We start from the raw sequence: 26,871 nt of genomic DNA, 5'->3' as shown, positions 1-26,871 counted from the left end.
ATCAGGCGAGCAGCTTATCAAGGGTAAAAGGGAGATCACGAATGCGCTTTCCGGTTGCGTGATACACCGCGTTGCCAATGGCAGCAGCTACTCCCACGATCCCAAGCTCACCCACGGCCTTGCCGCCCAGGGCACTTGCCTGCAGATCAGGTATGCCGACATCGATAGTGATGATTTCAGGCATGTCGGCATTCACGGGAACAACGTAGTCAGCAAGGCTTGCGTTGACAATGCGGCCGTCTCGGCGATCAATGTGGCCCTCTTCAAAAAGGGCCTGCCCGATTCCCATGATCATCCCGCCCATCCACTGACTCTCCGCCAGCTTAGGGTTGTACACCCTGCCACTGTCGAACGCTGCCACCATGCGCTTGACCTTGACCGTACCGAAGTCTTCGTCCACTCGAACCTCGACGAAATGGACACCCCAGCTGTGAGCGGACACCCCGCCATGAGTCGCAGGCAGCATTTGGCTGAAACCGTGGGCGGCAGCATCACGATCGGCCTCGGTGGCACCTGCCTTGAAGGTGTCGGTTGATATCTCGAATCGCTCTTTGCCAATCGCTTTCAGCAGGTCACCCAACGCGATACCGTCGCCTGGTCTCTGTGAAGGTTTGATGCGCCCGTTCTTGAATACCAGGTTTGAGATATCCATCCCGTGCAGAGGCGATTTCGGGTCAGTTGTAGCGACTCGCAGCATCTCGCTACGAGCGACTTTCGCCGCTTTGTAAACAGCGCCTGTCAGGTTATTGGCAAGCTGCGAACCACCCGCGACCGAAGCCCGTGGCAAATCAGTATCGCCGAGGCTGACCTTGACCGCGCTGGTCGGTACATCGAGTACTTCGGCGGCTGTTTGCGCCAGAATCGTGTAGGTGCCCGTCCCCAGATCGGTACCGCCGCTCAGGACCTCTATCCGGCCATCGCGATGGATGATGATCTTCGCTTCCCCAGGCGTTCGCCACACAGGGTAGGTTCCTGCGGCCATGCCCCAGCCAATCAGCTCGCGACCTTCACGCATCGAGCGTGGCTTCGGGTTACGGTTGGCCCAACCGAATGCGTTTGCACCGGCTGCGTATCCTTCTCTAAGACGCCGTGTCGTCCAGGGAACATTGGCTTTCGGGTCTTGGGACGCCCAGTTACGCAGCCTCAGTTCGATCGGATCAAGACCCAGCTCAACGGCCAGCTCATCCATGGCAGTTTCAAGCGCATAGGTGCTGATGTTTTCGCCAGGTGCACGCATCCAGCCAGGATTGACAGTGTTTACAGGGATGATGCTGTGCCGGGCGAGCATATTGGGAGTCGCATACATCAGTGCGGTCACCGATGTGCTGGGTTCCAGGTGCGTGTCATCAATGGCGGTCTCATTCCAGCCTTCATGCACGACCGAAACCAGCGTGCCTTGCGGGGTTGCTCCCAACGCCAGCTTTTGACTTGTCCGGGGCCGGCCACCAAAGCTTGTAAACGTTTGAGGGCGCGTCAACGAAACTTTCAGGGGGCGACCTAATACCTTTGACGCGGCACAGGCCATGGCGACATGAGGATGGGGCGCAACCTTGCAACCGAACCCTCCCCCCACAAAAGGTGAAACGACTCGCACCTTGGCCATCTCAAGCCCCATCCACTGGGCAATGACATTACGCGCACCACCTACCCACTGGCTCGACTCATAGACCGTGAGTTTATCGGCGTCCCAGTGAGCGATGCAGGCATGGGGTTCCATCGGAACGTTGTACTCACGTGGTGTGGTGTAGATACCCTCGATCTTGACCGCTGCCGCTGCGAGGGCAGCAGGCGCGTCTCCCCACTTTGCCTGCAGGTCATCGACAGGCTGGGGTTTCGCACGCGCATCATCCGGGTCGATGATGGCTGTCGTTTGCTCGTAAGTGACCTTGACCAGATTCGCAGCTTCAGTCGCCTGCTCGAACGTTTGCGCCACTACCAGAGCAATATGCTGGCCATTCCAGCGCACCAGATCATCCTGCAGGGGCGTGAAATTTTCAGTGGCAGAGCCACCCTTGATGAATGGGGTGGCTGGCTGAATGGCGAGCGGGTTTAGATGCGTATAAATGGCAATCACCCCCGGCGCATTTTCAGCCCTGCTGACATCAATTGCAGTGATGCGGCCTGCGGGAATGGTCGATTGCACTGCAACGCCGTAAAGCATTCCTTCGATGGCCTGTTCAATGGCATAACGGGCCTCCCCTCTTACCTTGAGGCCGCCGTCTTGCCGAGATGCACGCTCACCCAGCGAACCATTTCGCTCCTTCTCCATCAGCGGCGCTGCCTCCCCCGTCAGAGGGTTGAGCGCAAGGCCGGTATACGCGACAGCTGAGCCCGCAGCAGCGGTCTTGAGCAGTGTCCGGCGATAAACCCTGGGGTTGAAGAGATCGCTCATACCAGACCTCCAACGGTCATCAGTGCTCGCGCAACGACGCGAGGTGCCAGAACTATCTTGAAGCCATTGTGCTCACGGGCCTGAGCGCCGTTGACGGAGTGTCGGACGGCCTCACGAATCACTTTTTCGGTGAATGATTTACCCACCAAAGCCTGCTCTACAGCACGTGAACGCCAAGGCTTGGTACCGACCCCGCCCATAGCAATGCGGACATCCTTGATGGTTTTGCCATCGTCCTCGAACTCGACCCCGACAGCAGCGCTTGCAGCAGCGAACTCATAGGAGGCGCGATCACGCACTTTCAGGTAATGGGAGCGTTTGAGGGCGGCGACCACAGGCACCTCAATGCCGATAATCATCTCGCCGCCTGAAAGATCGTGCTCAATATCCGGGCGTGCGCCAGGTAACCGGTAGAAGTCTTCGGCAAGCACCTGACGGTCGCTTGCACCCCGAATCAAAACCTTGGCATCAAATGCAACCAACGCCACTGCAAAGTCGCCAGGATAGATGGCAATACATCCATCACTTGCTCCCAGCACGGCATGGTTGCGATTGAACCCGTTCAGCGCCGCGCATCCAGAACCTGGATTACGTTTATTGCATTCAGGATAAGCACTGGGGTCACGAAAATAAGTGCATCGCGTGCGCTGCATCAGATTGCCGCCAATCGTGGCCATGTTCCGCAGTTGGGGAGACGCAGCGCGCCAGAGAGCCTCGCTGAGTACAGGTGCCTGAGCCTGAATGTGAGGATTGGCGGCAACATGACTCATCTTCGCCAAAGCCCCGATATTGATCTTGCGGGCACTGACACTGATAGCATTCAGGCCGTCCAGTTGGCCGATATCGACCAGCCGGGCAGGACGCTCCACGCCGCATTTCATCAGATCAAGGAGTGTTGTCCCACCGGCCAGAAAACGGGTTTCCGGCAAGACGACTTCTTGCCTCGCATGGGCGACATCACTGGCACGAATATAGTCAAACGCTCTCATGCCTTTTCCCCCTGCAAGCGTGTCGCCGCAGTGCGTACTGCCGTGACGATATGTGGGTAGGCACCGCACCGGCAGATGTTGCCGCTCATGTATTCGCGGATCTCGTCATCAGACCCTGTATGCCCCTCGCGGATGCAGGCCACTGCGGACATGATCTGTCCCGGCGTGCAGTAGCCACACTGAAACGCATCAAACTCAACGAAAGCAGCCTGCACGGCATGCAGCGTGCCGTCCGCCTTGACCAAGCCTTCAATGGTCGTCACATCACGACCTGCGACCTGAGCCGCAAGCATCAGACAGCTCAAAACCCGCTCACCCTCGACATGAACCGTGCAAGCACCGCACTGACCCTGGTCGCAACCTTTCTTGGTACCGGGAAGAAATGCATGCTCGCGAAGCGCATCCAGCAACGTCGTGCGCGGATCAAGCTCAAAGGCTTGAGGTGCACCGTTGATGGTGAGCTGAAGTCTGTTGCGGTCTGCCATGATGGCCTCTCCAATAATATCCGAAAGCGCTGCACCCACTCATCAGGCGCCATTCTGCGATCAAGTATGGTTGGCCAGCCCCAGGCAGATTTGCCGGAAAAAATGCGTTTATTGCCCAATCCAATTAATTGCTAGAGACCCAGGCTGCTCGTAACAATACATTTCAAGAAAAATGACTGCCCGAAATGATGGGTTCAGCATTTAGAAGTAGCGCCTTAGAAGACATCAGGATGCCTTGGGAGAGATTTTTACCGTTGCGCCTTTCGCTTGATCGCTGATCATGTCCGCGAGATAAGGGCTGCTGCTGTATTTGGCGCGATAGGCCTGATCAATTCGCTCATTGATAGCACCGTCAACGCCTTCAAAACTTACATCGCGGGTCATTCCAGCCGCGATGATGCGCCCGGCCTTTTCACGAATGGCAGCCTTGTACCAGGAAGATGCCTTGCCGTGGTACGCACGCACATAGAGGTTGCCATCCACTTCCACGCACCATATCCAGGTGGGCGTTCCGTAAGTCACGCCATCCTCGCGAAACGGAGAAATCTTGAGGTCATCTGCCTTGATGATGCGATTGAGATCGTCGCCACGCCAAACGCTCAAGTAGGACGTCGCAGCTTTGTCCGGTGCAGCCGGAGCCGATACAACCGCAGCACCATCGGCAACGCTCAGACTGGAAAATACAAGCGCACCCGCAATGAGTAATGAGGCGCTGGCTTCTTTGATGTATGAAACAGACTTGCTCATCTAATGATTCTCCGGGTTTGAGATACAGCCTATAAATCAGGCACAAGACAAATGACTCATTTATCGAGAGCGTCCTGCCCATTCATTCAGGCAGGAGCGCTCGGCAGAATCATTCAGCCCCAGTTCTGCAGCCAGTAAGCGTAGGGTGTCGGCAACACTGAAGCCGGATCAGGAATACCCAACGCACGTGCTGCCTGGAATGGCCAGTGAGGATTTGCCAACAGCGTCCGTGCAAAGAACACAAGATCCAGGGAGCCGGAACGAATGAATCCATCCGCCTCATGGGCGTCGGTAATCATCCAGCTCGTACCGACGGGCAGGTCCGTCTCGGCACGCACACGCTCGGCAAACGGCACCATGAAGTTGGGACCCCATGGCACTGGCTCGCCAGGCACAGCCAGGGAAAGCGAGCAGTCCACAAAATCCACGCCGCCTTCCTGCAGCCATTGGAGAACCTGAATCGACTCTGCCATTGATGCTTCGAGGTCTTCCCCAAAGTCGACCGTTCCGAAACGGACCGTCAGCGGAAGATTTGATGGCCAGACCTGCTTGACCGCCGCGACAATTTCGAGCAGGAAACGCGCTCGATCGGGCAACGATCCGCCGTATTCGTCAGTGCGAACATTTGTCTTGGGAGACAGGAAGCTTTGGCCGAGAAAACCGTGTGCAAAGTGCAATTCCAGCCACTCGAAACCGGCACGGTGAGCACGCGCAGCGGCGGACGCAAAATCTTCTTGTATGCTTTGAATTCCTTCGACCGTCAGCTCGTCAGGGAGGTAAGAGGAGTCAGGGACGTAAGGAAGAGCACTCGATGACACAGGCTGCCAGTGCTGCGGGTCTGACGCTTCAAGTGGATGCCCTCCCACCCAGGGTGGCGTACATCCAGCCTTGCGCCCTGCGTGACCCAGTTGAATACCGGGCACTGCTCCGGCGTTCTTGATTAACAAGGCAACTTCCGCAAAACCGGTAACGTGATCGTCACTCCAGATCCCCGCATCGCCCGGTGTGATACGGCCCTCAGGATTGACTGAAGTCGCTTCAACCACGACCAGACCGGCTCCGCCTTTTGCCAATGCCTCGTAGTGGGTCCTGTGCCAGCCATTCAACGCCCCTTCTACGGCCTGGTACTGACACATGGGTGATGCCACGATGCGGTTGCGTAGTGTGACGTCCTTCAATGTATAAGGTGAAAATAACGAGCTCATGAGTTAATCCGCTTATTGATCAGAATGAGCAAATTATGGCCATGAAGGTGTATTCATTATTTGCCTGATAGAAGCGAAAGACTGCACAAAATGATGCGCTTTCAGATGGGCAATACTCCTCTGCCTCTTGGCGTATATCAGCCGGGTTTTAAATGCACACCTCGAGCATCTATTCCCGCGCTACAACTTATAAAAAATATAGTCGGGCGAATCTCCACTATCGACGTGAGCCCCACGCTTGATAAGTGTTTCTCGCAAATTCTCGTTCTCAATATGCACCCGCCAATGCACTTCGCCCGGCTTGCTCTGCCCCAGGTCAAATCGCTCAATAGCAGTCTTCAACTCATCCCCGAGAGGCAGATAAACCGCCAGCGCGTCTTCCTTCCAGGCAGCAACGGTCATTCCCATCGATTCGCAAATAGCCACTTTGGCCCCGACATCATTCCTGTCAGAGCGCCTGGACTCATTGATCTGATCGAGCACCACAGGATCAGTAACGCGATCAGAGAAAATGACTTCTCCGGTTTCCCATACCTCGGGGGGGCAAATCTTCTTGGCGGGATCCAAGGCAATAAAGGGTGATATTTCCAACGGATAAATTCGGCAAACCAACGGGCGCTCTTCGTAAATACCGCAACGATTCTGGTCATCCAGATTAGGGCATTGAGTGAGTGCATTACCTGCAAAAATCGGGGTCACATTAATCTGATGACTACCGCTTTCAACCGGAACTGAACGACCCGCATTATGGTTGAATCTGTCGGACTCACCAGGCCAGTGAAACTCGTCAAAAGCCTCCAGTAGCACCGCGACCTCATGCCCTCTTTCCAGCCAGCGCCTGGCCTCACCCAGCGTGAGAGGAACCAGACGGCCCTTGCAACACACGCCACATGTATTGCAGGCAAAGCGTACTTCATTATTCCCCATACATTTACTCGCCCGACGACGCGATAAAGCGTCCAAACACCTTGATTGACGTTTGGCGGAGTATGTATGAGCTGCCTGATCACACTGTTGCCCATTTCGCGGCAATACTTGCTCGTTCCAATTACTTACAATTAGTTACAACGTATGCAATACGCGAAGTTTTCCTGCATCACTCTGCTATTCGTCGTTTTAGGCAATATTTCAAACGAAGTCTGCAACCCCTCAACGCTGCCTTGGCGAGAGAATAAGTATGAAACGAGGGGATGTCTCAGACCTGAAGCCTGGCGCTCCCTTACCCTGAAGGCGAGGAAAATCAAATGACGCAGAAAAGTGTATGGCTCATCACCGGTGCCAGCAGAGGCCTGGGCGTTCACCTGGCCAAGTTTGCATTGGCGGCAGGATACGCGGTGGTTGCTACCGGGCGTGACGCTGAAAAGGTAGAAACTGCAGTGGGAAGCCACCCGGATTTGCTCACGGTGAAACTGGATATCACCCAACCTGAAGATGCACAAGCAGCCGTCGCGCTGGCCATTGAAAAGTTCGGCAAGATCGATGTACTCATCAATAACGCGGGTAACTTTTACGCTGGATTTTTCGAGGAGCTTACCCAAGAGCACGTTCGCAGTCAGATCGAAACATTGTTGTTCGGACCGATGAACGTTACTCGCGCGGTCCTCCCTGTACTGCGTAAACAACGCTCTGGCACCGTCGTGACTATTTCTTCAACCGCCGGAATTGTCGGGGGGACGTTCTGCAGTGCCTATGCCGCCGGTAAGTTCGCCGTGGAGGGATGGATGGAATCTCTGGCACCCGAAGTTGAGCCGTTTGGGATCAAGACAATGCTCGTGGAGCCTGGTTTTTTCCGGACAGAACTACTGACCAGAGACTCGACGACATTTGTCGAGCCCACTATTGAGGACTATGCGGAAAAAACACGTGAAACGGTCACTGTGTTGAGTGGCATGAGCGGTAAGCAAGTGGGAGATCCAGCAAAACTCGCGCTGGCTATTGTCACCCTTGCCGGCAGTGCAACCCCACCTTCTCGTTTCGTGGGCGGTACAGATGCATTGGAAGCTTTTGAGGCCAAAGCCAGACTCATGCTCGAACAGGCCAATGCACATCGTACGCTGTCATCCTCTCTGGCGCATGACGATTAGTGGCCGGGAAACCAGGTGATCCTGCGAAAAAAAGCCTCAGTCATCGCTACGTGATTGCTCTGGCATTAGTCGCAGTTGTCGTGAGCCTGAGTGCTTTCACCGCTATGGCGGTGAAGGATCAAACCTATGTGGGAAGCCCTGGATTCAAGGCCACTGCCGACGTACCCCATGAGTATGTTGTTGTGTACTACTCCCGTTCCGGGCATTCGGAAGCCGTCGCGCACGAAGTGGCAACGCGGCTCAATACGCCAATCGCCAGGATCAACGCGAATTACCCATTGAGCTTTCAGGGACAACGCAAAGCGATAGCAGACGCCGAGGCTGAGGCTTTTCCTGAAATCGAAGTTGAAGCGGTTGATATTCAGTCTGCAAAACGCATTTATCTGGTGTCGCCTACCTGGATGTTCCGTCCTGCACCACCGCTGTGGACTTTTGTCAGGGATAGAGATCTTTCTGGAAAGGAAGTGGTGTTGATCATGACCGGCAACAGCCGATTCAAGTCGGAAGAAATCGATAAGTTTTCACAACTGATTGAATCGCGTGGCGGTCACCTCCTTTATCAGGAGTTCATCAGGCGTGGTCGGTTTTTCTGGCAAATGAGCCGAGCCGAACTGCTTGATTCTGTTCAGAACCTCCTGGAGAAAAAGTATTGATATCTCACGCTATAACCACGACAGGCGCTGAATCGTAACGAAATGCCCAAGCATCGGGTTCTCGAATTCTATGAGGTTTACTTTTGAAAGCTATCGCGATCAATCAGCATGGTGACTGCCATGTCTTTATTGAAATAGACACCACTGACCCCGTCGCCCGTCCCGGTCACGTCATCATTGATATTCGCGCGACCAGCGTGAATCCAGTGGATACGAAAATTCGCCGAGGCAGCGAGGGCACGGATGGCCTCACGTTCCCTGCCATTCTCCACATCGATGTTTCCGGAGTGATCAGTTCAGTCGGTGACGGGGTGACCCGCTTCAAACCTGGCGATGAAGTCTACGGGTGCTTCGGCGGTATCGTCGGCATTCCAGGTGCCTTGGCCGATCAGATGGAGGCAGACGCAAACATGCTCGCCCTCAAACCTGAATCGTTGTCCTTTGGAGAGGCCGCGAGCTTGCCACTGGTGGCCATTACCGCATGGGAAGCGCTAATCGACAGAGCCTCGATCAAACCCAACGATAATGTTCTGGTGCACGGCGGTACCGGCGGGGTCGGTCATATCGCCATTCAGTTGGCGAAGGTCATGGGTGCGCGGGTATCAACAACGGTTTCGACGCCTGAAAAAGCCGAAGTAGCCCGCCGTCTGGGTGCCGATGAAGTAATTTTCTATCGCAGCGAGAAACCGCTGGAATACAGTCAGCGAATTACCCGGGGCAAAGGTTTTGATACGGTCTTCGACACCCTGGGAGGCGAAGTCTTACAACACTCGCTGAAAGCAGCAAAACGCAAAGGGCATGTCGTATCGATCATTGGTTACGACACTCACGACCTTACCGACATGCATTTCAAGGCTCTGCGACTCGACTTTGTATTCATGGCCATCTCCATCATTCATGACGAAGACAGAAAACATCATGGCGACATCCTGGAGCGTCTGGCTGCACTGGTTGATCGAGGCCTGATTCAACCCTTGATCGACAGCCGTCATGAATTTACGGCATCAGGAGTCAGCGCTGCGCATGCGCGTCTTGAGTCAGGTCATGCCATCGGAAAGATTGTCATCGAGCGACAGAGCGTATAAACGATACCTTCTGTGTCACTCAAATGAATTGCCAAGGATTAGCCATGAGCACCACTGAATTAGAAAACACACAGGTTCATATCATCGCGACCCTGAAGGCGATTGCCGGTGAAGAATCCCGATTGGCTGAAATGCTGAGTGTGCTTGTCTCTGCGTCCCGGGCAGAGCCGGGCTGTATTCATTATGTGCTGCACGTCGATACAGAGCACTCTGGAACGTTCGTCATTTATGAGGCCTGGTCTAGTCAAGCCGCCCTTGATGAACACACGACCACAGCACACTTTCTGTCATTTGTTTCGGCAGCAGAATCGCTGTGTTCCGAACCCACTCACCTCCAGACGTTGAAGCTGATCCGGTAACCACTCCTTGTATCGATGCCCTTGGCAGGTTTACCAATCGGGAAGGAGGGCTTATCGGCTCAGGTCATAGGCCCTCCACTTTCAACGATCCAGCGGCATCCAGTGGATGCAGTAAGTTATCGGGGCATATTCAAAGCAATAACCCGGCAAACTGCCATGGCGCCATCTTCGTCACCATGATCATCACAATAACGAACATGCCCGCAAACCCGAGCACGCCCATCCAGAACCACTTCCGGTAGATCGACCGATACTCCGCCCCCAATTCTGCACCCGAATCAACCGCGGCCAGAGCCATCGTCTGCAATTGCTTTTGCAGGACCAGCACCGGCAGCCAGAGTGAGCCGACACACAGGAAAATCACCAGCGAGGTCAGTACCCATTCCGTGGTCAGTGGCAGGCCGGTGAGCCGGGTCAGCAGGTAACCGGTGATGATCTGCACAAAACCCGCCGGGGTGGTAATCCAGGTGTCGAAGCGCACCACCATTCTGGCGACATGGGCGATGACTTGCGGGTTGGCGGTGCGGCTGGCGGCGATCAGGTACAGGTAAGACCCCATGCCGAAACCAAACAGGAAAATCGCCGCGATGACGTGGGTGTATTTCAGGAGAAGATAAGTCATCGGTCAGCGCTACTTGTCAGAAAACTGCACAGACATGTGGATATTCAACGGCTCGTTGATCGCTGCCAGGTACTCGTCAACGGTGATCTCTCCCACGCAGGCTCGGGCACCGGGTTCAGGCTTGTAACCGCGATTGACCTTTTCCATCAGGGCGACGGCTGCACAACTGGGAATTTCCGGCCCTTTGTCATTGGAAGCCGTCAATTGCACCGTCATCAGCAACGGCCTGGCGTCATGGTCGCGGCCGAGAACATCAATGAACATCGCACTTTTTCCGTCACCAAAACGCTCAAACCACGTCCCCCAGCGATGCAGCCTCGCAGCCCACGCAGGAACAGAACGGATCAACCCCGCCTTCACTGCCAGAGCCAGCAAATAGTTGGCGACACCTCCGAGCTTCAAACCCGACCCGGCCTTGAAGCTCAGGTTCCTGGCGCCATAGCGCCCGGCAAAGATATCCATGTCGGGGACATCGACATTGGCCAGGAGCCGGGTGCCCATCATCGGCATCTTGCGCAAGGTCAGCCCCTGCCAGCCGGGCACTGGATGCACCTGCCCTTCCTTGAGCTGGCTGATCGGCTTGCCGGCGTACGCCAGCACACCTTCTATGGTCGACAGGCCCGGCATTTTCGCTGACGAAGAAATGCCATGGTTGATGGTGTCGATACGGGTAAAGCGATGGCGATGTTGATCGATGATGGCCGAAGACAACGAAGGCACCGAGCTGCAACCACTGAAGATCGCCACGCCCGCCGCCCTGGCGCGCGCATCGAGCGCTGCAATGCCGTTGACGAAATGACGGCAATCAGACAAATCGCAGTAATTGACACCAGCCTCGATGCAGGATTCGGCAATGGCATAGGATTGCCCCTGAAACGGACCAGCCGTGTGAATCACCCACTGAATGCCCATTTGCACCAGTGCCGGCTTCAGGTCAGCGCCCATGGCATTGCCGCACCAGCTTTGCACGGTCTTGCCAGACTGCCGCCCAAGTGCCTCGACCTTGCCGGACAGCTTTTGCGCATCACGCCCTGTAATCACCAGCTCGATATCGGGTACAGCGGCCAGATGGCGGCAAATGATACTGCCGAAGTTTCCATAGCCACCGACCACCATCACTCTGAGCGTCATGCGCAACTTCCCGATATCCATTGATTGATGCGGCGGCAGCTTCGCTGATATTCCACAGGCGTTCAAGCTGAGAGGATCGTCGCTTGATCCCTTTCGCGGGCGAAGGGCATAGGGAAATTTCAGATCCAACGTATAGCCAAAGGCTTACACGACCCGAGGACAATTCGCTCTTTTTACCCTTCAACAAGGCTCGTAATATTGGATCCAACAACTGGTGAACAAGGAGTTCGCCAGGATCAAGGATGATCGACCATCGCCGGGAAGGCAGCCGACAGGGAGTTGGAATGGTCTTGGGAAAAACCCGCTTCGGCGGGTTTTTATTTGCCTGCAGAAAAGTGAAAGCAGGTTTTTCGGTAAGCGCTCACCACAGCCCCCCCTCAAAGCGAGATCCCTCGAGGCAGGATTATACAATCCTGTGCATAGAGGCTTGCAGCATCTTGCGATGCGGCAGAACATGCTCACGCATAGAATAAGCCGACTCCAACACAATACGAAAACATCAAGTTATCGATCTGGCTGCCCGTGCCAGAAAACCGATGCGCCATCGTTTTGGCCTGCATGTCGTTTCCCTGCGGCCATAAACATTAACTTCATATAAGCCACCCACCCTATCTTTAGACAGAGAAGCCGTACTATGAACTTGTTAAAATCCACGTTACTCATGTTTTCCATATTGATTCTGACCGCATGTTCAACAAAATCTCCTGCTATTAAAAGTGGTGAATCCGTCGTTCACCTACAAGCACGGATTGGCAATGAAATGACCGCCAGACGGCTGGATCAGCAGCGCCCCCAAAGCCTGACACAGTTCCAGGTATCGGAAGGGAAACACGAACTGGAGCTGGGCCTTGTGCAGATCGGCTACCAACAGAGCCATCGCCGCTGCCTGGCCACACTCGCTTATGACAACTTCATGGCTGACCAACATTATACGTTGGTTGAAAAGAACGCAGGCCCGGATCTACAAATAGCGCTTATTGACAACAATGGAAAAACGCTGGCTAAAACCGAAAAGATAGCGTGCCTGTAATCAAGTAAAACCTCTGACTTATCCTTTCTATATTTGCACACACAACAATAGAATCTGCCTTGCCTCTTGATACTCTGTTCATAGTCTGGAATACAGCCGTCGCGACCAGATGGATCAGCGCGCAGGCAGCCTGCGTCCGAAATGGATCAGGGAAATTTCACGCCACGCATAGCCAAAGGCTTACACAACCCGAGGACGATTCGCTCTTTCTACCCTTCGCCAGGCCTCGTAAGATTGGATCCAACAACTGGTGAACAAGGAGTTCGCCAGGATCAAGGACGATCGACCATGGCCCGGAGGGCTGCCGACAGGGAGTTGGAATGGTCTTTGGAAAAACCCGCTTCGGCGGGTTTTTATTTGCCTGTAGAAAAGCTTCGGGCATGCGTTCAATGGTGTGCGCTGAAAATTTCGAGCGAGATCCTGGCGACAGCGGGCCAGTACGAGCCCAACCATATCTCCCTGGCGCTATGAATATTGCCTGCCTGGGCGCGCCTTCACAGGGAGTCGCCAGCAGATGAAACGTTCGCGTCTTGAACGGGTTCAGCAGCCAGCTTCAGTCGGTCAGCTTTACAGATGTATTTCGGCTTGTTTTTCGGTGCCAATTTGGCACTGGCCTTTTTGGCGTGAGCCTTCAATAGCTGCTGTATTTTCTTACGACGGTTCATGTTTTCCACTCAATCTGTGAACTAGCGAATGATATCAGCTTGAGTATGGGGACAATACCGTCACCCCTTGCTCGCCCCAGAGAGCCCGGACTCGCGCACGAGCCTGTTTTTAACGCAGCATCACCGAGCGCAGTCACTTTTCGTACAAAGCCTGGTCCTGCCCGATCACTTACAAGTACAGGCCTTCCACAGACTTAACCTGCTGGCCTGAGTACAAATTCAGTTATCTCGGAAGGGACACCCAGCCGAACAGGGAACCCCATCCATAATCCTGTGCCATTGCTCACGTACAACTTCATCCGGCCCACGTCATAGCCGCGGGATACATACCCTTCGTTGGCACCGGCAACGACTTGATCAAACCCCACGATCATGCCCCCATGCGTATGACCGGACAGTTGCACCTGAACGCCTGCTTCAGCATTTTTCATTGCCCCTTCGGGCCTGTGACTGAGCAGAATCGTTGGTGCGCCGGCCGGGGCTCCAGCCAGTGCCCGGGCCAGATCCGGGCCTGCAAATCCGTATTTCGGGGCGACATCATCCGTGACACCTGCAATCGTGAGGGCCGCACTCCCCTGCTGAAGTACCACATGCTGGTTCTCCAGCATTTTTATCCCCATGCCCTTGAACACAGGTGCCCACGCAGAGTAATCGAAGTAATACTCGTGATTGCCGGGGATACCGATCACGCCGTATCGCGCCTGCAGGTCTGCCAAAGGTTTTACATCGTTACGTCTTGCCTGCGTATAGCCGTCGATAAGGTCGCCGGAGATCAGCACAAGGTCAGGTGAAAGTTCGTTGGTTCGATCGACCACTGCGCGGGCCCAGCGCTCAGGAAACAGCCGACTGATATGAAGGTCGCTGAGCTGTACGAAACGGAATCCATTGAACTCCGGGGGCAGGTTATCAATGGCCAGTTCAACCCTGCGAACCTCCGGGACCCTGGTCGCCTGCTGGACCCCCACTGCCGCCAGACCTAATGCCACCACGACCGAGCCGGCCCGCAACCTGGGGGCTATCCGCGTGAATACTGGCCGACGCCCGGATACTATCAGAGCAAGGCCCGCCACATCGCTGATCAACGTGAACACCGTGAGCAACACAAAGGCGCAGAACAGCCAGCCCAGGATAAGTACGACCCCAAAAGGTAACTCTGGCGACCACATGTCTCCATAGATCAACAAGGACCCATAGTGATACTTGGAAATGATCAGCAGACCGATGGCTATCAACAAGCGTGCGAACTTTGAAATCTTCAGCGGATAAACACACCGCGCCAGGACATAGAGGCAAGCAATAGTGAGATACGTATGAAACACGGCTTCAACCTTGAAATAAAATACAAAGCAGCCGCTTTGGGCGGCTACTTGTCAAACATACCGTCGAGTGCCACGGCAGAGAAACGTGCTCCACACCCGGTACTGTCTCGAAAGACCTGATCGATCCAACACAACAACCCTAGCGTGAAACCGGGGTCAACTGCGTCATGGGCGGCAACGAACTCCGATACCCCTCTTTGTCACTGAGCAGCAGCCGTGCCTGGGTTCCCCAACCGCCGATAAAGACATCGTCCTTGCCATCACCGTCCAGATCACCGCGCCCCATGCTCCAGCTACGCCCTACAGTGATGCCGGGTACGACATCGGCGGTGACATCCTTGAAATGGCCTTGACCATCGTTCTGCCACGCACGCAACTGGAGCGGAACGAACCCCGGGATCTGAATTGCACCGACGAGCAGATCGGGGTGCCCGTCGCCGTTGAAATCCACCACTGTCCCGGCCCAGCTTGAAAACGTGTGCGCGGGGAACCGCTGCGCTGTTTCATCCAGGAAACGCCCCTTGCCATCGTTCACCAGAATCCGGGTTTGAGGATCCTTGTCCCACCCGAAGTTATTGCTGGTGATATTGAAAAATACGATATCCAGATGGCCGTCGCGGTTCATGTCGGCAACGTGTACTTCCCGGGTTTCCATCGGTACGCGCAGGTCGAGTCGGTCGGAAGCATCCTTGAAATGCCCTTTCCCGTCGTTCAGCAAGAGCCGGTTCGGTAACGCCGGGCTTGCCAGCACCATATCGAGATCCCCGTCACCGTCCATGTCAGCCAAAACCACCCCTTCGGTTTGATCGTTGGTCTTTGGCAGATGGGTTTGCGTGGCATTGATGAAATGGCCAGGTCGCTTGGGGTCGTTCAGAAATAGCAGGTTTCGTGCTGGAACAATCTTCGCGTCGGGCGCGTAATCCGTTTCGCCTGTGCTGCCAATCAGGATGTCGGGCAGGTTGTCTCCATTGACATCACCCAACGCCAGGGCATTGCCTTGGCTGGTTTCAGGCAAACGATCACTGGCGTCGGTAAATCCGCCTTTCCCGTCACCCAGAAAAAGCTGATGCACCTCATCGGCTTCAGCCACGAATACCACGTCCATGTTGCCATCAGCATTCAAATCAGCGGCCCGGACATGCTCGCTGTCATGCACCACCGCTCCAAAGGCGCCCGGTTTAATGGTCAATCGGCCATGACCGTCATTGAGATAAAGGCGATTCACACCATGCTCGACGGATACCACCACATCCAGATCGCCGTCCTTGTCGACATCGACGAACACCGAGTCAGTTGCATGGAGGCTCGGCGCGACAGGCACGTGGGTGGCGGTAGCGTCTGCGAAGACTCTTGAAGGTCGTTCAGGGATGATGTCAAAAGCATCTGCAACGGTGGTGGAAGATGCGGCATGGACACCCGCCGAGATGACCGAGAGGAACCCTGAGGTCACCCAGCCCATTCGTCCGTAGAAGCTGCTTTTCATGAAATCTCCTTTCAGTCATTCGAGCGCTCGGCGCGGTGCTATAGCGCCGATTATTGACCGGGAAGATCCGAAAGATTAAGTAGGCAATATCGAATGGGTATATGACGCAACGTCATATATAAACCGGAGATAGGCAGTGAAACGGGGAGCCTATAAGATCCTGAAGGCGTATCGGCGCACAGTTCATGACAAGGGTGACTAAATGTTTCAGGAAGAGATGGGCAGCCTGATGGCTTTTGTGGCCGTTGCCGAAGAATGCAGCTTCACCCGCGCTGCGGGCCGTCTCGGAACATCCCAATCGGCGCTGAGCCATAAGATCCGCAGGCTGGAAGCGCGGCTAGGCGTGCGTCTTCTCACCCGCACCACCCGCAGCGTGTCCCCCACCGATGCCGGGGAACGGCTGCTTGAAACACTCAAGCCCGCGCTTGCCGACATCACGGCTCAGTTGGAAAGCCTGACCGATGTGCGTGACAAACCTGCCGGGACCATCCGCATCACGACAGCAGATCACGTGGCCGAGACCATCCTGTGGCCTGCGCTGAATCGCCTGCTTCCCAAATACCCTGACATCGAAGTCGAGGTCACTGTCGATAACGGCTTCGTCGATATCGTTGCCGAGCGCTATGACGCAGGCATTCGCCTGGGTGAGAACGTGAGCAAGGACATGATCGCCATACCTATTGGCCCCATGGAACGCTGCGTCATCGTGGGTTCACCGGCATATCTGGCCAGGCATCCAGTCCCGACTCATCCAGAGCAACTCGCCAATCATCAATGCATCAATCGCAGGTTTCCGACACTGGGTGGAATGTCCGCGTGGCAGTTCGAGAAAGAGGGTCGGCAGACCCAGGTTCGCGTCTCGGGACAAGTTGCATTCAACCGCCCCGAGATGATCCTGGAAGCGGCGCTTGCCGGATTCGGGCTCGCGTCTCTACTCGACTCCCAAGTGATACGCCATGTCGAAGCCGGACGCCTTGTGAGAGTGCTGGACGACTGGTGCCCTGAGTTTGCGGGTTACTACCTCTACTATCCTAGCCGTCGGCAGAATACTCCCGCCTTTCAACTGCTGGTCGACGCCCTGCGCTACCGGAAGGATTAACCAGCAATGACAAGGCGTTAGAGGCAGACAATGCAGGGCTCACCCTTTCTTGAACACCCTGCCTTTTATTCTCGCGGCCATCAGTGGGAGATTTTTACCTCGACGTATAGCCAAAGGCTTACACGAGCCGAGGACAATTCGCTCTTTTTGCCCTTCGCCAAGGCCCGTAAGATTGGATCCAACAACTGGTGAACAAGGAGTTCGCCAGGATCAAGGATGATCGACCATCGCCGGGAAGGCAGCCGACAGGGAGTTGGAATGGTCTTGGGAAAAACCCGCTTCGGCGGGTTTTTATTTGCCTGTAGAAAATGGCCGGTAGCCGATCAATAAGGTCATGAATCACTTTGTGGGAGCCAGCTTGCTGGCGACTTCACGTACAGACGCAGAATATCTGGCGGTTTTCAGGCCTTTTTCGCCAGCAAGCTGCCTCCTACAAGTTTGTGTGTGCCTTGATTAATCAGTATTACGCCTAAGCTGGCACCAGCGTCTCCAGCAACCACGCCCCTGCCGGTCCCAGGCCTCGCTGGCGCGACCAGATCACATCCACTGCCGAGCTGCGCGGCCAGCCAGGAACCTTGAGTTCCTTCAAGCGCCCACCGGCATAGCCCGACACCAGCCAGCGCGGCAGTGCCGACCAGCCAAAGCCGAAGGCGGCCATGTCCATCAACAACAGGTAATTGGGCGCTGACCAGTTGCGATAGCCACTGGTGGGTAAATCGTCGGTGGGAATGCTGTGCTCGATCAGGGTATTGAGGCGCAACGCCCGGTATTGGGACAGCTGCTGATAACTCACCTGCTCCAGCGCGGCCAGCGGATGTTTGTGCGCCACGAACAGGCCGAAATCCGCGCACTCGGCAATGGTTGCGTGGCCGACTTCCGGCGGATAACTCGCTTGTGCCGACAACAGACCCAATGACGCCCTCCCCGACTGGATCAGGTTGATCGCGTCGCCATGCTCGGCAAACACGCACTCCAGCTCAAGTTCGGGAAAGCGCTGGTCCAGTTCCGTCATGCGCGCCTCGAATTCGGAAAACTGGTTGGCATCGGACAGCACCAGGGTCAGGCGCGGTTCGGCACCTTGCGCCAGGCGCCCGGCGGTGCGGCGCAGGCGATCCGAAGCACTGAGCACATCCTCGACTCGCCCCAGCATGGCCTTGCCCGCTTCGGTCAGGACCGGCTGGCGGGCAGAACGGTCAAACAACTCCACCCCCAGATCGATTTCCAGCCGGGCAATGGCTTCGCTGATGGTGGACTGGCTCTTGCCCAGACGACGGGCAGCGGCGCTGAAAGAACCCAGTTCGACGATCTGCGCAAAGGCTTCTAGGGCTTCGGGTGAAAAACTCATGGACGACCTGCTATCGGTTTTTCCGATGGAAACGATTTTCACTTTAGCCCAATGACCGATGAGAATGCACTCTACCGCAACACAAAAGGTCATCTGTAATGAGCCAGACAAACCACAATCACCCAGCTGTGCCCAGCAAATCCTTCAAGGAGCGCATCCTGCATGCGAGCTTGTTCGAGGTGTTCGGTGTGATCATGATCGCGCCTCTGCTGGCCTGGATCATGGGGCATTCGCTGGGCATGATGGGGGCCATGACAGTCATGATTTCCACGGTGGCCATGATCTGGAACATGGTCTACAACGCCCTGTTCGACAGACTGCGCTCCCGACTCGGTTTCAGCATGACTCTGGGCAAGCGCGCACTTCATGCGCTGGGTTTTGAAGGCGGGCTGATTCTCGCCGTGGTGCCACTGGCCGCCTGGTGGTTGTCCATCAGCCTGCTTGAAGCCTTCCTGCTGGATATCGGCATTCTGCTGCTGTTCCTGCCTTACACCATGCTGTTCAACTGGGCCTACGACCTCGTGCGCGAGCGGGTCATGCAGCGCCGCCTGTCCAGATGTGGCGAGGCCTCACGGTCCTGAATGCATTTGCCGTTGGATTGCAATGAAAGGGTTCGGGCACAATCATCGACCCACAGTGACGATAAGGTCTGCCCGACATGACCACGGAAATTCTCAAACTGGCTGCCTTCAGCGACGGCGATCAAGGCGGCAACCCGGCCGGTGTATGGATTGGCGATGCGCTGCCCGATGACAGCACCATGCAACGCATTGCCGCCGACGTCGGTTTTTCGGAAACGGCTTTCGCCGCCCCGGTCGAAGGTGGCTGGCGCGTGCGTTATTTCTCTCCCCTGGCCGAAGTGCCCTTCTGCGGCCACGCCACCATCGCCCTCGGCGCAGCGCTGGCCGGGCTGAAGGGCGACGGGCTGTTCAACCTCACTCTCAACCAGGCGCAGATCACGGTCGAAGGCCATGCCCATGGGTCGCTGATCTCAGCCGCCTTGCAGTCGCCACCGACTCATAGCAAAGCCATCAGCCCGCAATTGCTGGAGGAAGCCTTGAACCTGTTCGGCTATGAGCACAGTGATCTGGATGAACGCATTCCACCCGCAGCGATCAACGGCGGCGCCGGGCATCTGGTACTGGCGCTCAAAAGCCGCTCAAAGCTCAAGGCCATGCAATACGACCAGGAAGCCGGACGCCAGTTGATGGTGCGCGAAGGCTGGGCAACCATCCTGCTGGCGTTTGCCGAAAGCGGGCAGTTCTTCCATACCCGCAATCCGTTCGCCTTTGGAGGCGTCTACGAAGACCCGGCCACCGGCGCAGCAACGGCAGCGCTGGGCGGTTACCTGCGTGATATCGGCTGGCCCCACGGCGGCGTCATCGACATTCTGCAAGGCGAAGACATGGGCAGCCCGTCACGCCTGCGCGCCGAAATCCCGGAACAGATCGGCAGTTCGATTCGTGTCTCGGGCATGGCGCGCAAGCTGTAACGCATAGGCAGCCTCAGGTCTTGAGCTGGCTGCCACTGATCGCTACGCCCAACAGCATGACGGCAACGATCATGAACGCCAGCTCCAGGCTGCTGACATGGGCAATGAAGCCGATGGCGGCAGGCCCGACCAGAATCCCCGCATAACCGACCGTGGTAATCGCCGGAATCGCGACGCTTTCCGGCATGGTCTTCTGACGACCGACGGCGCTGTAGCAGACCGGCACAATGTTCGAGCAACCGGCGCCCACCAACGCATAGCCCAACAAAGCCGCTTCCCAGGCCGGCACCAGCGTGGCAATCGCCAGACCGCTGGCAGCGCACAACCCGCCCAGAATGATGACCCGATTGGAACCGACACGCCGCACGACGGCATCACCGAACAGACGCCCAAGGGTCATGGTCACGGCAAACACCGCATACCCAAGCCCGGCATAAGACGTTTCAACACCGCGCAGCGAACTGAGGAACACCGCACTCCAGTCGAGCATCGCCCCTTCGGCGAGAAACACGGTGAAGCACAGCAGGCCGATGAACAGCACCACGCCACGGGGAATCGCAAATGACGGCCCGTCGGACTGACTGCCATAAGGCAATAGATGTGGCGCAGCCTTGGCCAGTGCGATGAGCGTCAGCACGACCACCACCAGCATGGCGATCATCGGCGAAGCCCCCAGGCTCAGCAAGGCACTGACACCCGCAGCCCCCACGATACCGCCAAGGCTGAACAGGCCATGAAACCCCGACATCATGGTCTTGCCGCTGGCCCGCTCGACAATGACCGCCTGGATATTGGCCGTGCAATCCACACCGCCCATGCTCGCGCCGAACAGAAACAGAGTCGCCACCAGCAGCGGCAGGCTGGAAACCGTGGCCAGTAATGGCAGGCACAGACAGATCAACAGGGTCGAAATGACCAGCAAGCGGCGGCAACCGTAACGCGACGCCAGCGCACCCGCCAAAGGCATGGACAGGATCGAGCCCATTCCCAGGCACAGCAACAACAAACCCAGTGTGCCGTCATCCAGTCCGACACGGGCCTTGGCATAAGGCACCAGCGGTGCCCAGGAAGCCACGCTGAAACCGGCAATGAAAAACGCTATCCGGGTGGAAGACTGCTCCTGCCGGGCCTTTGTTATCTGGGCCTCGTGGCTGAAAGAGGTCATGCAAGCTCCTTGAGAATGTCAGACAGAATCGTGCTGACAAGCGCAACAGACTAGCAAAGTCAGGGAGCGTTCCACATGTGCAATGCTCACAAATGGGGCGATGTATCCGGTGTCTGTGGGAGAGGCCTGGGCCGCGACAGCATGTTCCGACGTTGAAAATGTGTTGCCTGTCAGTGAAGTCGCGGCCAAGGCCCCTCCCACTTCATGATATGTACGCCCCCCTGACAGCAGAAATACTCCAGCTATTTTCAAACCTTCGCACTAGACTACGCACCTTTGCAGTGCATCCCGCTCGCCCATCCATCAAAGAGGCCGCTGTGTATAAAGGTGTCGTGCTGTCGGTCCTGGCTTCGGTGCTGTTCGGGGTCCTGTATTTCTATACCTCGCTGATGACACCGCTGAGCGGCGAGGAAATCTTCGGCTGGCGCATGTTGCTGACGGTGCCTTGCGCCACGCTGTTCATGCTCGTCAGTGGCGACTGGCAACTGGTGCGTACGCTGGCCGGGCGCATCAGGCGCCAGCCGCTGCTGGTGTTCGGCATTCTGCTGTCCTCGTTGCTGCTGGGCGCGCAACTGCTGATCTTCATGTGGGCGCCGTTGCACGGGCGCAGCCTGGAAGTGTCCCTGGGTTATTTCCTGCTGCCGCTGACCATGATCGCCACGGGCCGTATCGTGTACGGCGAACACCTGTCGCATCTGCAAAAGATCGCCGCCACATTTGCCATGATCGGCGTGGGCCACGAACTGTGGCGGCTGGGCAGTTTTTCCTGGGAAACCCTGCTGGTGGCTCTGGGTTACCCGCTTTACTTCGTGCTGCGGCGCAGGCTCAAGACCGATAATCTGGGCGGGCTCTGGTTCGACATGCTGTTCATGCTGCCCATTGGCCTGTGGTTCATTTTCAATGGCGACCCACTGGCTGTGCAGCAGGCGCCCAAACTCTACTTCCTGATCCCGCTGCTGGGCATCATCAGTGCATCGGCTCTGATCAGCTACATCCTTTCCAGCCGTATTCTGCCGTTCAGCCTGTTCGGCCTGCTCAGTTATGTGGAGCCGGTGCTGCTGGTGTGTGTCGCGCTGCTGTTGGGCGAAAGCATTGGCCATGATGAATGGCTGACTTACCTGCCGATCTGGCTGGCAGTCGTGGTGCTGGTCATCGAGGGCGCCAGGCATATGCTGGCCCAGCGCCGTCGGGATGCGGTTTGAAGGCCTGACCGATCAATGCCCGGTAAAGCGCTCCAGTTGCATTTCCTGCAAGCGGCTGAGGGTGCGGCGAAAGGCAAATGACAGATAGCCTTGGGTATACAGCTCCTCCATGGAGGTCTGCGCTTCGATATAGAGCGGGATACGCCGGTCGTAGCATTCGTCCACCAGCGCAATGAAACGCCGCACGCCGTCATCGTTGGGTGACAACTGCGGCAACTCCCGATCCCCCGCCACGACCTGCTCGACACCGTCTTCGGTGCCTCGGGCGATTTTCGCTTCGCGCTGGGCTGCGCTCAGGGCCGGGACTTCACTGAGCAGGATCCCTGAGAACCGGTCGCACAGGGCAATGAAATCCATGGCCGCCAGAGGTTGTTCGCACAGATCGCGATAGCGGCACCACACCGTCGTGTCGGTGTGCTGTACCACATTGATGCTGCGATAGCCGAGCATCACCTGCGAGTCATACACCGCCTGCCCGCCACTCAAGGCCTTGAAGATGTCGCCCAGCGCACTGGCGCGGCCAGGTTCAGCGACCCAATAACGCTGATGCAACTGGCCGGGATGCAAGCGATGATCTTCGCCGCCGTCCACCGTCACCACATCCATGTAATGCTGGATCGCGGCGATGGCCGGCAGAAAGCGCTCACGGTTGTGGCCATGGCTGTACAACTGATCCGGTGGCTGGTTGGAAGTACAGACCAGCACCACGCCTTCCTCGAACATGACCTGCAACAGGCCGCCGAGAATCACTGCATCGCCGATATCGGTGACGAACAGCTCATCGAAACACAGCACGCGCACGTCTCGCCCCAGTTCCTGAGCCACGACCTTCAGTGGGTGGGGCGTGCCCATCAACTCGAACATGCGCTTGTGAACCCAGCGCATGAAGTGATGAAAATGCTGACGCCGGGCCGGTACGCTCAAGCTCTCGAAAAAGCGGTCCATCAGCCAGGTCTTGCCGCGCCCTACCGGCCCCCACAGATAAACGCCCTTGGGGGTCGCGCCGTTCTGCGTCAGTGCCAGATAGCACGCCTGCAACTGTCGGGCAGCCTGGAGTTGCGCCTCGTCAGGCTGAAAACCACGCTGGACCGCTCGTTCATAAGCATCCAGAGGAGACACGACATCCATCGAGAACGCACCTTAGGCTTCAGGAAAGTTTGCAAGCATATAGAAGCACGAGGCAGATGATAGTCGCACATGACTACTTTTTAACTGGTCGGTTAAACGCAGATTTCGTAACATCTGCACCCTTCTTTTGTATGCCGACGGCTGTAACGCAGTACGTTCGCCCTCAGGTAAGTCATGAAACCACTGCGCATCCGCACCGAAGTCCTGGCCGGACTCACCACTTCCTTTGCCCTGGTGCCCGAGTGCATCGCCTTCGCCCTGGTGGCTCATCTCAATCCGCTGATGGGGCTTTATGGCGCGTTCATCATCTGCACCCTGACCGCCCTGTTCGGCGGGCGACCGGGCATGATTTCCGGCGCGGCAGGTTCCATGGCCGTGGTGATCGTGGCCCTTGTGGTACAGCATGGCGCGCAGTACCTGCTCGCTACGGTGATACTGGGCGGGCTGATCATGATTGCTTTCGGCCTGCTGCGTCTTGGCAAGCTGGTGCGCATGGTGCCCTATTCGGTAATGCTCGGCTTCGTCAACGGCCTGGCCATTGTCATCGCCCTCGCGCAAATGGAGCACTTCAAGAGCGGCGGTGTCTGGCTGAGCGGCCAGAGCCTGTACCTGATGCTGGGGCTGGTCGCCCTGACCATGGCCATCGTCTATCTGCTGCCACGCCTGACCCGTGCCGTACCACCGGCGCTGGTGGCGATACTCAGCGTGGGCCTGCTGGTGTACCTGCTGAAACTGCCGACCCACACCCTGGGTGATATGGCGCGCATCGCCGGTGGCCTTCCGACCCTGGCCTTGCCCGACATACCGTGGAATCTGGAAACCTTGCAGATCGTGGCGCCCTATGCCGTGCTGATGGCAATGGTAGGCCTGCTGGAAACCCTGCTGACACTGAACCTCACCGATGAAATCACCGAAACCCGTGGCCATTCCAACCGCGAGTGCATGGCCCTGGGCGCAGCCAACATGGTGTCCGGCTTCTGCGGCGGCATGGGCGGTTGCGCCATGATCGGCCAGACAGCCATCAACCTCAGCTCTGGCGGGCGCGGTCGACTGTCCGGCGTTGTGGCTGGCGTGATGATCCTGATGTTCGTGCTGTTCCTGTCGCCGCTGATCGAGCGCATCCCGCTTGCCGCGCTGGTGGGCGTGATGTTCGTGGTGTCCCAGCAGACCTTTGCCTGGGCTTCGTTGCGGGTACTGCACAAGATCCCCATGAACGATGTACTGGCGATCATCGCAGTGACCATCGTCACCGTGCTCACCGATCTGGCCGCAGCCGTCGTGTTCGGCGTCATCATCGCGGCCCTCAACTTTGCCTGGCAGCAAGCCCGCGAACTCTACGCCGACACTCATCTGGAGCAGGACGGCAGCAAGATCTACCTGATGCATGGCACCCTGTTCTTTGCTTCCACCACGCCGTTTCTCAACCAGTTCGACCCGGCCAGCGACCCGCAGAACGTCACCATTGACTGCCGTCATCTGAACTTCGTCGACTACTCGGCCATTGCCGCGCTGAAAACCCTGCGCGAACGCTACAGCAACGCCGGGAAACACCTGCGTGTGATCCATCTGTCCGAGCGCTGCAAGAAACTGCTCAAACGCGCCGGAGCGCATGACAACTGAGCGGTCTGAAACACATGGGTCATATCTTGAGAAAGAACGTTTATTGAGCCCTTTCATGCAAGGCTTTATACGAAAAGTCGGCGAGCGAAGGTCAGGCAAGGCAAAAACAGGCGAGGAACGGTCGGAGTCGCGCCCGACTTTACTGGTGTAAATGAGCATTCCGAGCCTGTTTTTAACGCAGCATCACCGAGCGCAGCCACTTTTCGTACAAAGCCAAGTGGTAGGGTCTGCTCCCTCACCGAATACGAGGAAGCTTCAAATGCAATGGATCAAAGCATGTGCTGCACCAGCACTGCTGCTCATGGTCAGCAGTGTCGCCGTTGCCCAGAGCAAGACGCCAGCTCTTGATAAAACCGTGCATGACGAAATCATGAGCGTCATGCAGCAGTACAACATTCCCGGAATGACCATTGCCGTCACCGACAATGGCCAGCGGCGTTTCTATGACTACGGGGTTTCGTCCAGAGACAACCAGGAGAAAGTCAGCAACGACACGCTGTTCGAACTGGGCTCGATCAGCAAGCTCTTCACCGCGACCCTCGCCACCTGGGCTCAAGCCAACGGCCAGCTTTCCCTGACCTCCAGCATCGACACCTATATTCCCCAGTTGTACGGCAGCCGGCTGGGCAAGGTGCCGCTCTTTCATCTGGGCACCCACACTGCCGGTGGCTTTCCACTGCAATTTCCCGAAACGATACGGGATAACGAGCAGATGATGAGCTACTTCAAGGCCTGGCAGCCCCAATACCTGCCCGGTGCTCACCGCAGTTACGCCAACCCCAGTATTGGCCTGCTGGGCATGATCGCGGCCAACCGCATGAAACTGCCGTTCAACGTCGCGATGGAACAGCATCTGTACCCGGCACTGGGCATGACCAACAGCTACCTCGATGTGCCTGCCAACCGGCAGTCCTGGTATGCGCAGGGTTACAACAAGCAGGATGAGCCCGTCAGGCTCAATCCCGGTGTACTGGCCGCAGAAGCCTATGGCATGAAGTCCGGGAGCGGTGACCTGATCCGCTTTGTCGAAGCGAACATGGGCATGGTGCAGACGTCTCCCGCGCTGCAACGCGCCCTCGCGGACACCCGGATCGGCTATTTCAAATCAGGCTCCATGACCCAGGACCTGATCTGGGAGCAGTACACACTCCCTGTCAGACTGGAGACACTGCTTGAAGGCAACTCCAGCAAGATGGCCTACGAAACCCAGCCCGCCACCGCCCTGAATCCGCCCTTGAAGCCGCAGCAAGACGTCTGGATCAACAAGACCGGTTCAACCAATGGCTTTGGTGGATACATCGCTTTTGTACCCGGCAAGAAACTCGGCATCGTGATCCTCGCCAACAAGAACTACCCCAATGAAGCACGGGTTCGCATCGCGTATCGCATCCTCAATGAACTGGGCTGCTGCTCGCTACCAAAGAGCTGAACAGCGCCCCCGGCAGGAGCGAATTCATTCGCGAAGGTCAGGTACATCCGACAGATATATGTCGTTTGAAACACTGTCTTCGCGAATGAATTCGCTCCTACGGAGCACCGCTCTCACTACCTGAACCTGACCTGAACAGCAT

Annotated in this window: 25 protein-coding genes; 11 read left to right on the top strand and 14 right to left on the bottom strand. The window is 56.7% G+C overall.

Annotated elements, in window-relative coordinates; genetic code table 11:
- Nucleotide 1: 1 nt before the first annotated feature.
- From JL015_RS10980 to JL015_RS10955, 6 genes are all read right to left on the bottom strand, one after another.
- The gene (locus tag JL015_RS10980) at nucleotides 2–2,392 is read right to left on the bottom strand and encodes a xanthine dehydrogenase family protein molybdopterin-binding subunit (protein ID WP_201018491.1); all 2,391 of its coding nucleotides are present in this window, start codon (nucleotides 2,390–2,392) and stop codon (nucleotides 2–4) included.
- Nucleotides 2,389–3,381, bottom strand: a complete 993-nt coding sequence (locus JL015_RS10975) for an FAD binding domain-containing protein (protein WP_201018490.1) — start codon at nucleotides 3,379–3,381, stop codon at nucleotides 2,389–2,391. Before JL015_RS10975 ends, JL015_RS10980 begins: the two co-directional genes overlap by 4 nt.
- Nucleotides 3,378–3,866 (bottom strand): (2Fe-2S)-binding protein, encoded by a 489-nt coding sequence (locus JL015_RS10970; RefSeq protein ID WP_201018489.1) that lies wholly within the window; start codon nucleotides 3,864–3,866, stop codon nucleotides 3,378–3,380. Before JL015_RS10970 ends, JL015_RS10975 begins: the two co-directional genes overlap by 4 nt.
- A 225-nt stretch (nucleotides 3,867–4,091) precedes the next feature.
- Nucleotides 4,092–4,613, bottom strand: a complete 522-nt coding sequence (locus JL015_RS10965) for a DUF2255 family protein (protein WP_201018488.1) — start codon at nucleotides 4,611–4,613, stop codon at nucleotides 4,092–4,094.
- A 113-nt stretch (nucleotides 4,614–4,726) separates the two neighbouring features.
- A complete protein-coding gene (locus JL015_RS10960; RefSeq protein WP_201018487.1) occupies nucleotides 4,727–5,818 on the bottom strand; it encodes an NADH:flavin oxidoreductase/NADH oxidase in 1,092 nt (363 codons plus the stop codon).
- 180 nt (nucleotides 5,819–5,998) lie between these two features.
- Nucleotides 5,999–6,745: a YkgJ family cysteine cluster protein gene (locus JL015_RS10955; protein ID WP_201018486.1), complete on the bottom strand. Its 747-nt coding sequence runs from the start codon at nucleotides 6,743–6,745 to the stop codon at nucleotides 5,999–6,001.
- A 317-nt stretch (nucleotides 6,746–7,062) separates the two neighbouring features.
- Between JL015_RS10955 and JL015_RS10950 the strand changes: the two genes are divergently transcribed.
- The 4 genes from JL015_RS10950 to JL015_RS10935 all read left to right on the top strand — a co-directional run bounded on the left by JL015_RS10950 (nucleotide 7,063) and on the right by JL015_RS10935 (nucleotide 9,999).
- A complete protein-coding gene (locus JL015_RS10950) occupies nucleotides 7,063–7,902 on the top strand; it encodes an SDR family oxidoreductase (RefSeq protein WP_201018485.1) in 840 nt (279 codons plus the stop codon).
- Nucleotides 7,902–8,555: a flavodoxin family protein gene (locus JL015_RS10945; protein ID WP_201004606.1), complete on the top strand. Its 654-nt coding sequence runs from the start codon at nucleotides 7,902–7,904 to the stop codon at nucleotides 8,553–8,555. The genes JL015_RS10950 and JL015_RS10945 overlap by 1 nt, the downstream gene beginning before the upstream one ends.
- Nucleotides 8,556–8,638: 83 nt before the next feature.
- Entirely contained in the window at nucleotides 8,639–9,640 is a 1,002-nt protein-coding gene (locus JL015_RS10940) for a zinc-dependent alcohol dehydrogenase family protein (protein ID WP_201018484.1), read from the top strand.
- Nucleotides 9,641–9,684: 44 nt separating this feature from the next.
- Entirely contained in the window at nucleotides 9,685–9,999 is a 315-nt protein-coding gene (locus JL015_RS10935) for a putative quinol monooxygenase (RefSeq protein ID WP_201004610.1), read from the top strand.
- Between the two features lie 130 nt (nucleotides 10,000–10,129).
- Here JL015_RS10935 and JL015_RS10930 read toward each other — a convergent pair whose 3' ends face one another.
- Both JL015_RS10930 and JL015_RS10925 read right to left on the bottom strand, forming a co-directional pair.
- Complete coding sequence (locus JL015_RS10930) at nucleotides 10,130–10,621, bottom strand: DUF2269 family protein (RefSeq protein ID WP_201004612.1); 492 nt, start codon at nucleotides 10,619–10,621, stop codon at nucleotides 10,130–10,132.
- 9 nt (nucleotides 10,622–10,630) lie between these two features.
- Nucleotides 10,631–11,752 carry a saccharopine dehydrogenase NADP-binding domain-containing protein gene (locus tag JL015_RS10925; RefSeq protein WP_201018483.1) on the bottom strand — a complete coding sequence of 374 codons (1,122 nt, stop codon included), beginning with the start codon at nucleotides 11,750–11,752 and terminating at the stop codon, nucleotides 10,631–10,633.
- A 634-nt stretch (nucleotides 11,753–12,386) separates the two neighbouring features.
- Here JL015_RS10925 and JL015_RS10920 point away from each other — a divergent pair.
- Nucleotides 12,387–12,782: a PA0061/PA0062 family lipoprotein gene (locus tag JL015_RS10920; RefSeq protein WP_201004615.1), complete on the top strand. Its 396-nt coding sequence runs from the start codon at nucleotides 12,387–12,389 to the stop codon at nucleotides 12,780–12,782.
- Between the two features lie 494 nt (nucleotides 12,783–13,276).
- On the opposite strand, the gene JL015_RS10915 is transcribed toward JL015_RS10920, so the two are convergent.
- From JL015_RS10915 to JL015_RS10905, 3 genes are all read right to left on the bottom strand, one after another.
- On the bottom strand, nucleotides 13,277–13,447 hold the full coding sequence (locus JL015_RS10915) for a DUF2986 domain-containing protein (protein WP_201018482.1): 171 nt from the start codon (nucleotides 13,445–13,447) through the stop codon (nucleotides 13,277–13,279).
- A 194-nt stretch (nucleotides 13,448–13,641) separates the two neighbouring features.
- The gene (locus JL015_RS10910; RefSeq protein WP_201018481.1) at nucleotides 13,642–14,766 is read right to left on the bottom strand and encodes a metallophosphoesterase; all 1,125 of its coding nucleotides are present in this window, start codon (nucleotides 14,764–14,766) and stop codon (nucleotides 13,642–13,644) included.
- 139 nt (nucleotides 14,767–14,905) lie between these two features.
- Nucleotides 14,906–16,249, bottom strand: coding sequence for an FG-GAP repeat domain-containing protein (locus tag JL015_RS10905; RefSeq protein ID WP_201018480.1), 1,344 nt, complete (start codon nucleotides 16,247–16,249; stop codon nucleotides 14,906–14,908).
- Between the two features lie 202 nt (nucleotides 16,250–16,451).
- Between JL015_RS10905 and JL015_RS10900 the strand changes: the two genes are divergently transcribed.
- A complete protein-coding gene (locus JL015_RS10900; protein ID WP_201018479.1) occupies nucleotides 16,452–17,348 on the top strand; it encodes a LysR family transcriptional regulator in 897 nt (298 codons plus the stop codon).
- A 469-nt stretch (nucleotides 17,349–17,817) separates the two neighbouring features.
- Here the strand turns inward: JL015_RS10900 and JL015_RS10895 are convergent, their stop codons facing one another.
- The gene (locus JL015_RS10895; protein ID WP_201018478.1) at nucleotides 17,818–18,693 is read right to left on the bottom strand and encodes a LysR family transcriptional regulator; all 876 of its coding nucleotides are present in this window, start codon (nucleotides 18,691–18,693) and stop codon (nucleotides 17,818–17,820) included.
- A gap of 98 nt (nucleotides 18,694–18,791) precedes the next feature.
- On the opposite strand from JL015_RS10895, the gene JL015_RS10890 reads away from it, so the two are divergent.
- Nucleotides 18,792–19,274, top strand: coding sequence for a multidrug/biocide efflux PACE transporter (locus JL015_RS10890; protein ID WP_201018477.1), 483 nt, complete (start codon nucleotides 18,792–18,794; stop codon nucleotides 19,272–19,274).
- A 77-nt stretch (nucleotides 19,275–19,351) separates the two neighbouring features.
- The gene (locus tag JL015_RS10885; RefSeq protein ID WP_201018476.1) at nucleotides 19,352–20,185 is read left to right on the top strand and encodes a PhzF family phenazine biosynthesis protein; all 834 of its coding nucleotides are present in this window, start codon (nucleotides 19,352–19,354) and stop codon (nucleotides 20,183–20,185) included.
- A 13-nt stretch (nucleotides 20,186–20,198) separates the two neighbouring features.
- Here JL015_RS10885 and JL015_RS10880 read toward each other — a convergent pair whose 3' ends face one another.
- Entirely contained in the window at nucleotides 20,199–21,350 is a 1,152-nt protein-coding gene (locus JL015_RS10880; protein WP_201004623.1) for an MFS transporter, read from the bottom strand.
- A gap of 317 nt (nucleotides 21,351–21,667) precedes the next feature.
- On the opposite strand from JL015_RS10880, the gene rarD reads away from it, so the two are divergent.
- Nucleotides 21,668–22,552: an EamA family transporter RarD gene (gene rarD, locus JL015_RS10875; protein ID WP_201018475.1), complete on the top strand. Its 885-nt coding sequence runs from the start codon at nucleotides 21,668–21,670 to the stop codon at nucleotides 22,550–22,552.
- A 12-nt stretch (nucleotides 22,553–22,564) separates the two neighbouring features.
- Here rarD and zapE read toward each other — a convergent pair whose 3' ends face one another.
- Nucleotides 22,565–23,680: a cell division protein ZapE gene (zapE, locus tag JL015_RS10870; RefSeq protein ID WP_201018474.1), complete on the bottom strand. Its 1,116-nt coding sequence runs from the start codon at nucleotides 23,678–23,680 to the stop codon at nucleotides 22,565–22,567.
- A 174-nt stretch (nucleotides 23,681–23,854) separates the two neighbouring features.
- Here zapE and JL015_RS10865 point away from each other — a divergent pair, with 174 nt between their 5' ends.
- A complete protein-coding gene (locus tag JL015_RS10865; RefSeq protein ID WP_201018473.1) occupies nucleotides 23,855–25,300 on the top strand; it encodes a SulP family inorganic anion transporter in 1,446 nt (481 codons plus the stop codon).
- Between the two features lie 259 nt (nucleotides 25,301–25,559).
- Nucleotides 25,560–26,729: a class C beta-lactamase gene (gene ampC / locus JL015_RS10860; RefSeq protein WP_201018472.1), complete on the top strand. Its 1,170-nt coding sequence runs from the start codon at nucleotides 25,560–25,562 to the stop codon at nucleotides 26,727–26,729.
- Nucleotides 26,730–26,871 lie beyond the last annotated feature (142 nt).

Source organism: Pseudomonas cichorii (assembly GCF_015471405.1).
Lineage (GTDB): Bacteria > Pseudomonadota > Gammaproteobacteria > Pseudomonadales > Pseudomonadaceae > Aquipseudomonas > Aquipseudomonas serbiensis.
The sequence above is the reverse complement of the archived record's forward strand: the minus strand, read 5'-3'. Positions and strand labels throughout refer to the sequence as shown.

Bases quoted from the DNA above. Each gene is read 5' to 3' on its own strand.
- JL015_RS10980 (WP_201018491.1), bottom strand. From the start codon at position 2,392: ATGAGCGATCTCTTCAACCCCAGGGTTTATCGCCGGACACTGCTCAAG.
- JL015_RS10975 (WP_201018490.1), bottom strand. From the start codon at position 3,381: ATGAGAGCGTTTGACTATATTCGTGCCAGTGATGTCGCCCATGCGAGG.
- JL015_RS10970 (WP_201018489.1), bottom strand. From the start codon at position 3,866: ATGGCAGACCGCAACAGACTTCAGCTCACCATCAACGGTGCACCTCAA.
- JL015_RS10965 (WP_201018488.1), bottom strand. From the start codon at position 4,613: ATGAGCAAGTCTGTTTCATACATCAAAGAAGCCAGCGCCTCATTACTC.
- JL015_RS10960 (WP_201018487.1), bottom strand. From the start codon at position 5,818: ATGAGCTCGTTATTTTCACCTTATACATTGAAGGACGTCACACTACGC.
- JL015_RS10955 (WP_201018486.1), bottom strand. From the start codon at position 6,745: ATGGGGAATAATGAAGTACGCTTTGCCTGCAATACATGTGGCGTGTGT.
- JL015_RS10950 (WP_201018485.1), top strand. From the start codon at position 7,063: ATGACGCAGAAAAGTGTATGGCTCATCACCGGTGCCAGCAGAGGCCTG.
- JL015_RS10935 (WP_201004610.1), top strand. From the start codon at position 9,685: ATGAGCACCACTGAATTAGAAAACACACAGGTTCATATCATCGCGACC.
- JL015_RS10930 (WP_201004612.1), bottom strand. From the start codon at position 10,621: ATGACTTATCTTCTCCTGAAATACACCCACGTCATCGCGGCGATTTTC.
- JL015_RS10925 (WP_201018483.1), bottom strand. From the start codon at position 11,752: ATGACGCTCAGAGTGATGGTGGTCGGTGGCTATGGAAACTTCGGCAGT.
- JL015_RS10920 (WP_201004615.1), top strand. From the start codon at position 12,387: ATGAACTTGTTAAAATCCACGTTACTCATGTTTTCCATATTGATTCTG.
- JL015_RS10915 (WP_201018482.1), bottom strand. From the start codon at position 13,447: ATGAACCGTCGTAAGAAAATACAGCAGCTATTGAAGGCTCACGCCAAA.
- JL015_RS10905 (WP_201018480.1), bottom strand. From the start codon at position 16,249: ATGAAAAGCAGCTTCTACGGACGAATGGGCTGGGTGACCTCAGGGTTC.
- JL015_RS10900 (WP_201018479.1), top strand. From the start codon at position 16,452: ATGTTTCAGGAAGAGATGGGCAGCCTGATGGCTTTTGTGGCCGTTGCC.
- JL015_RS10895 (WP_201018478.1), bottom strand. From the start codon at position 18,693: ATGAGTTTTTCACCCGAAGCCCTAGAAGCCTTTGCGCAGATCGTCGAA.
- JL015_RS10890 (WP_201018477.1), top strand. From the start codon at position 18,792: ATGAGCCAGACAAACCACAATCACCCAGCTGTGCCCAGCAAATCCTTC.
- JL015_RS10885 (WP_201018476.1), top strand. From the start codon at position 19,352: ATGACCACGGAAATTCTCAAACTGGCTGCCTTCAGCGACGGCGATCAA.
- JL015_RS10880 (WP_201004623.1), bottom strand. From the start codon at position 21,350: ATGACCTCTTTCAGCCACGAGGCCCAGATAACAAAGGCCCGGCAGGAG.
- zapE (WP_201018474.1), bottom strand. From the start codon at position 23,680: ATGGATGTCGTGTCTCCTCTGGATGCTTATGAACGAGCGGTCCAGCGT.
- JL015_RS10865 (WP_201018473.1), top strand. From the start codon at position 23,855: ATGAAACCACTGCGCATCCGCACCGAAGTCCTGGCCGGACTCACCACT.
- ampC (WP_201018472.1), top strand. From the start codon at position 25,560: ATGCAATGGATCAAAGCATGTGCTGCACCAGCACTGCTGCTCATGGTC.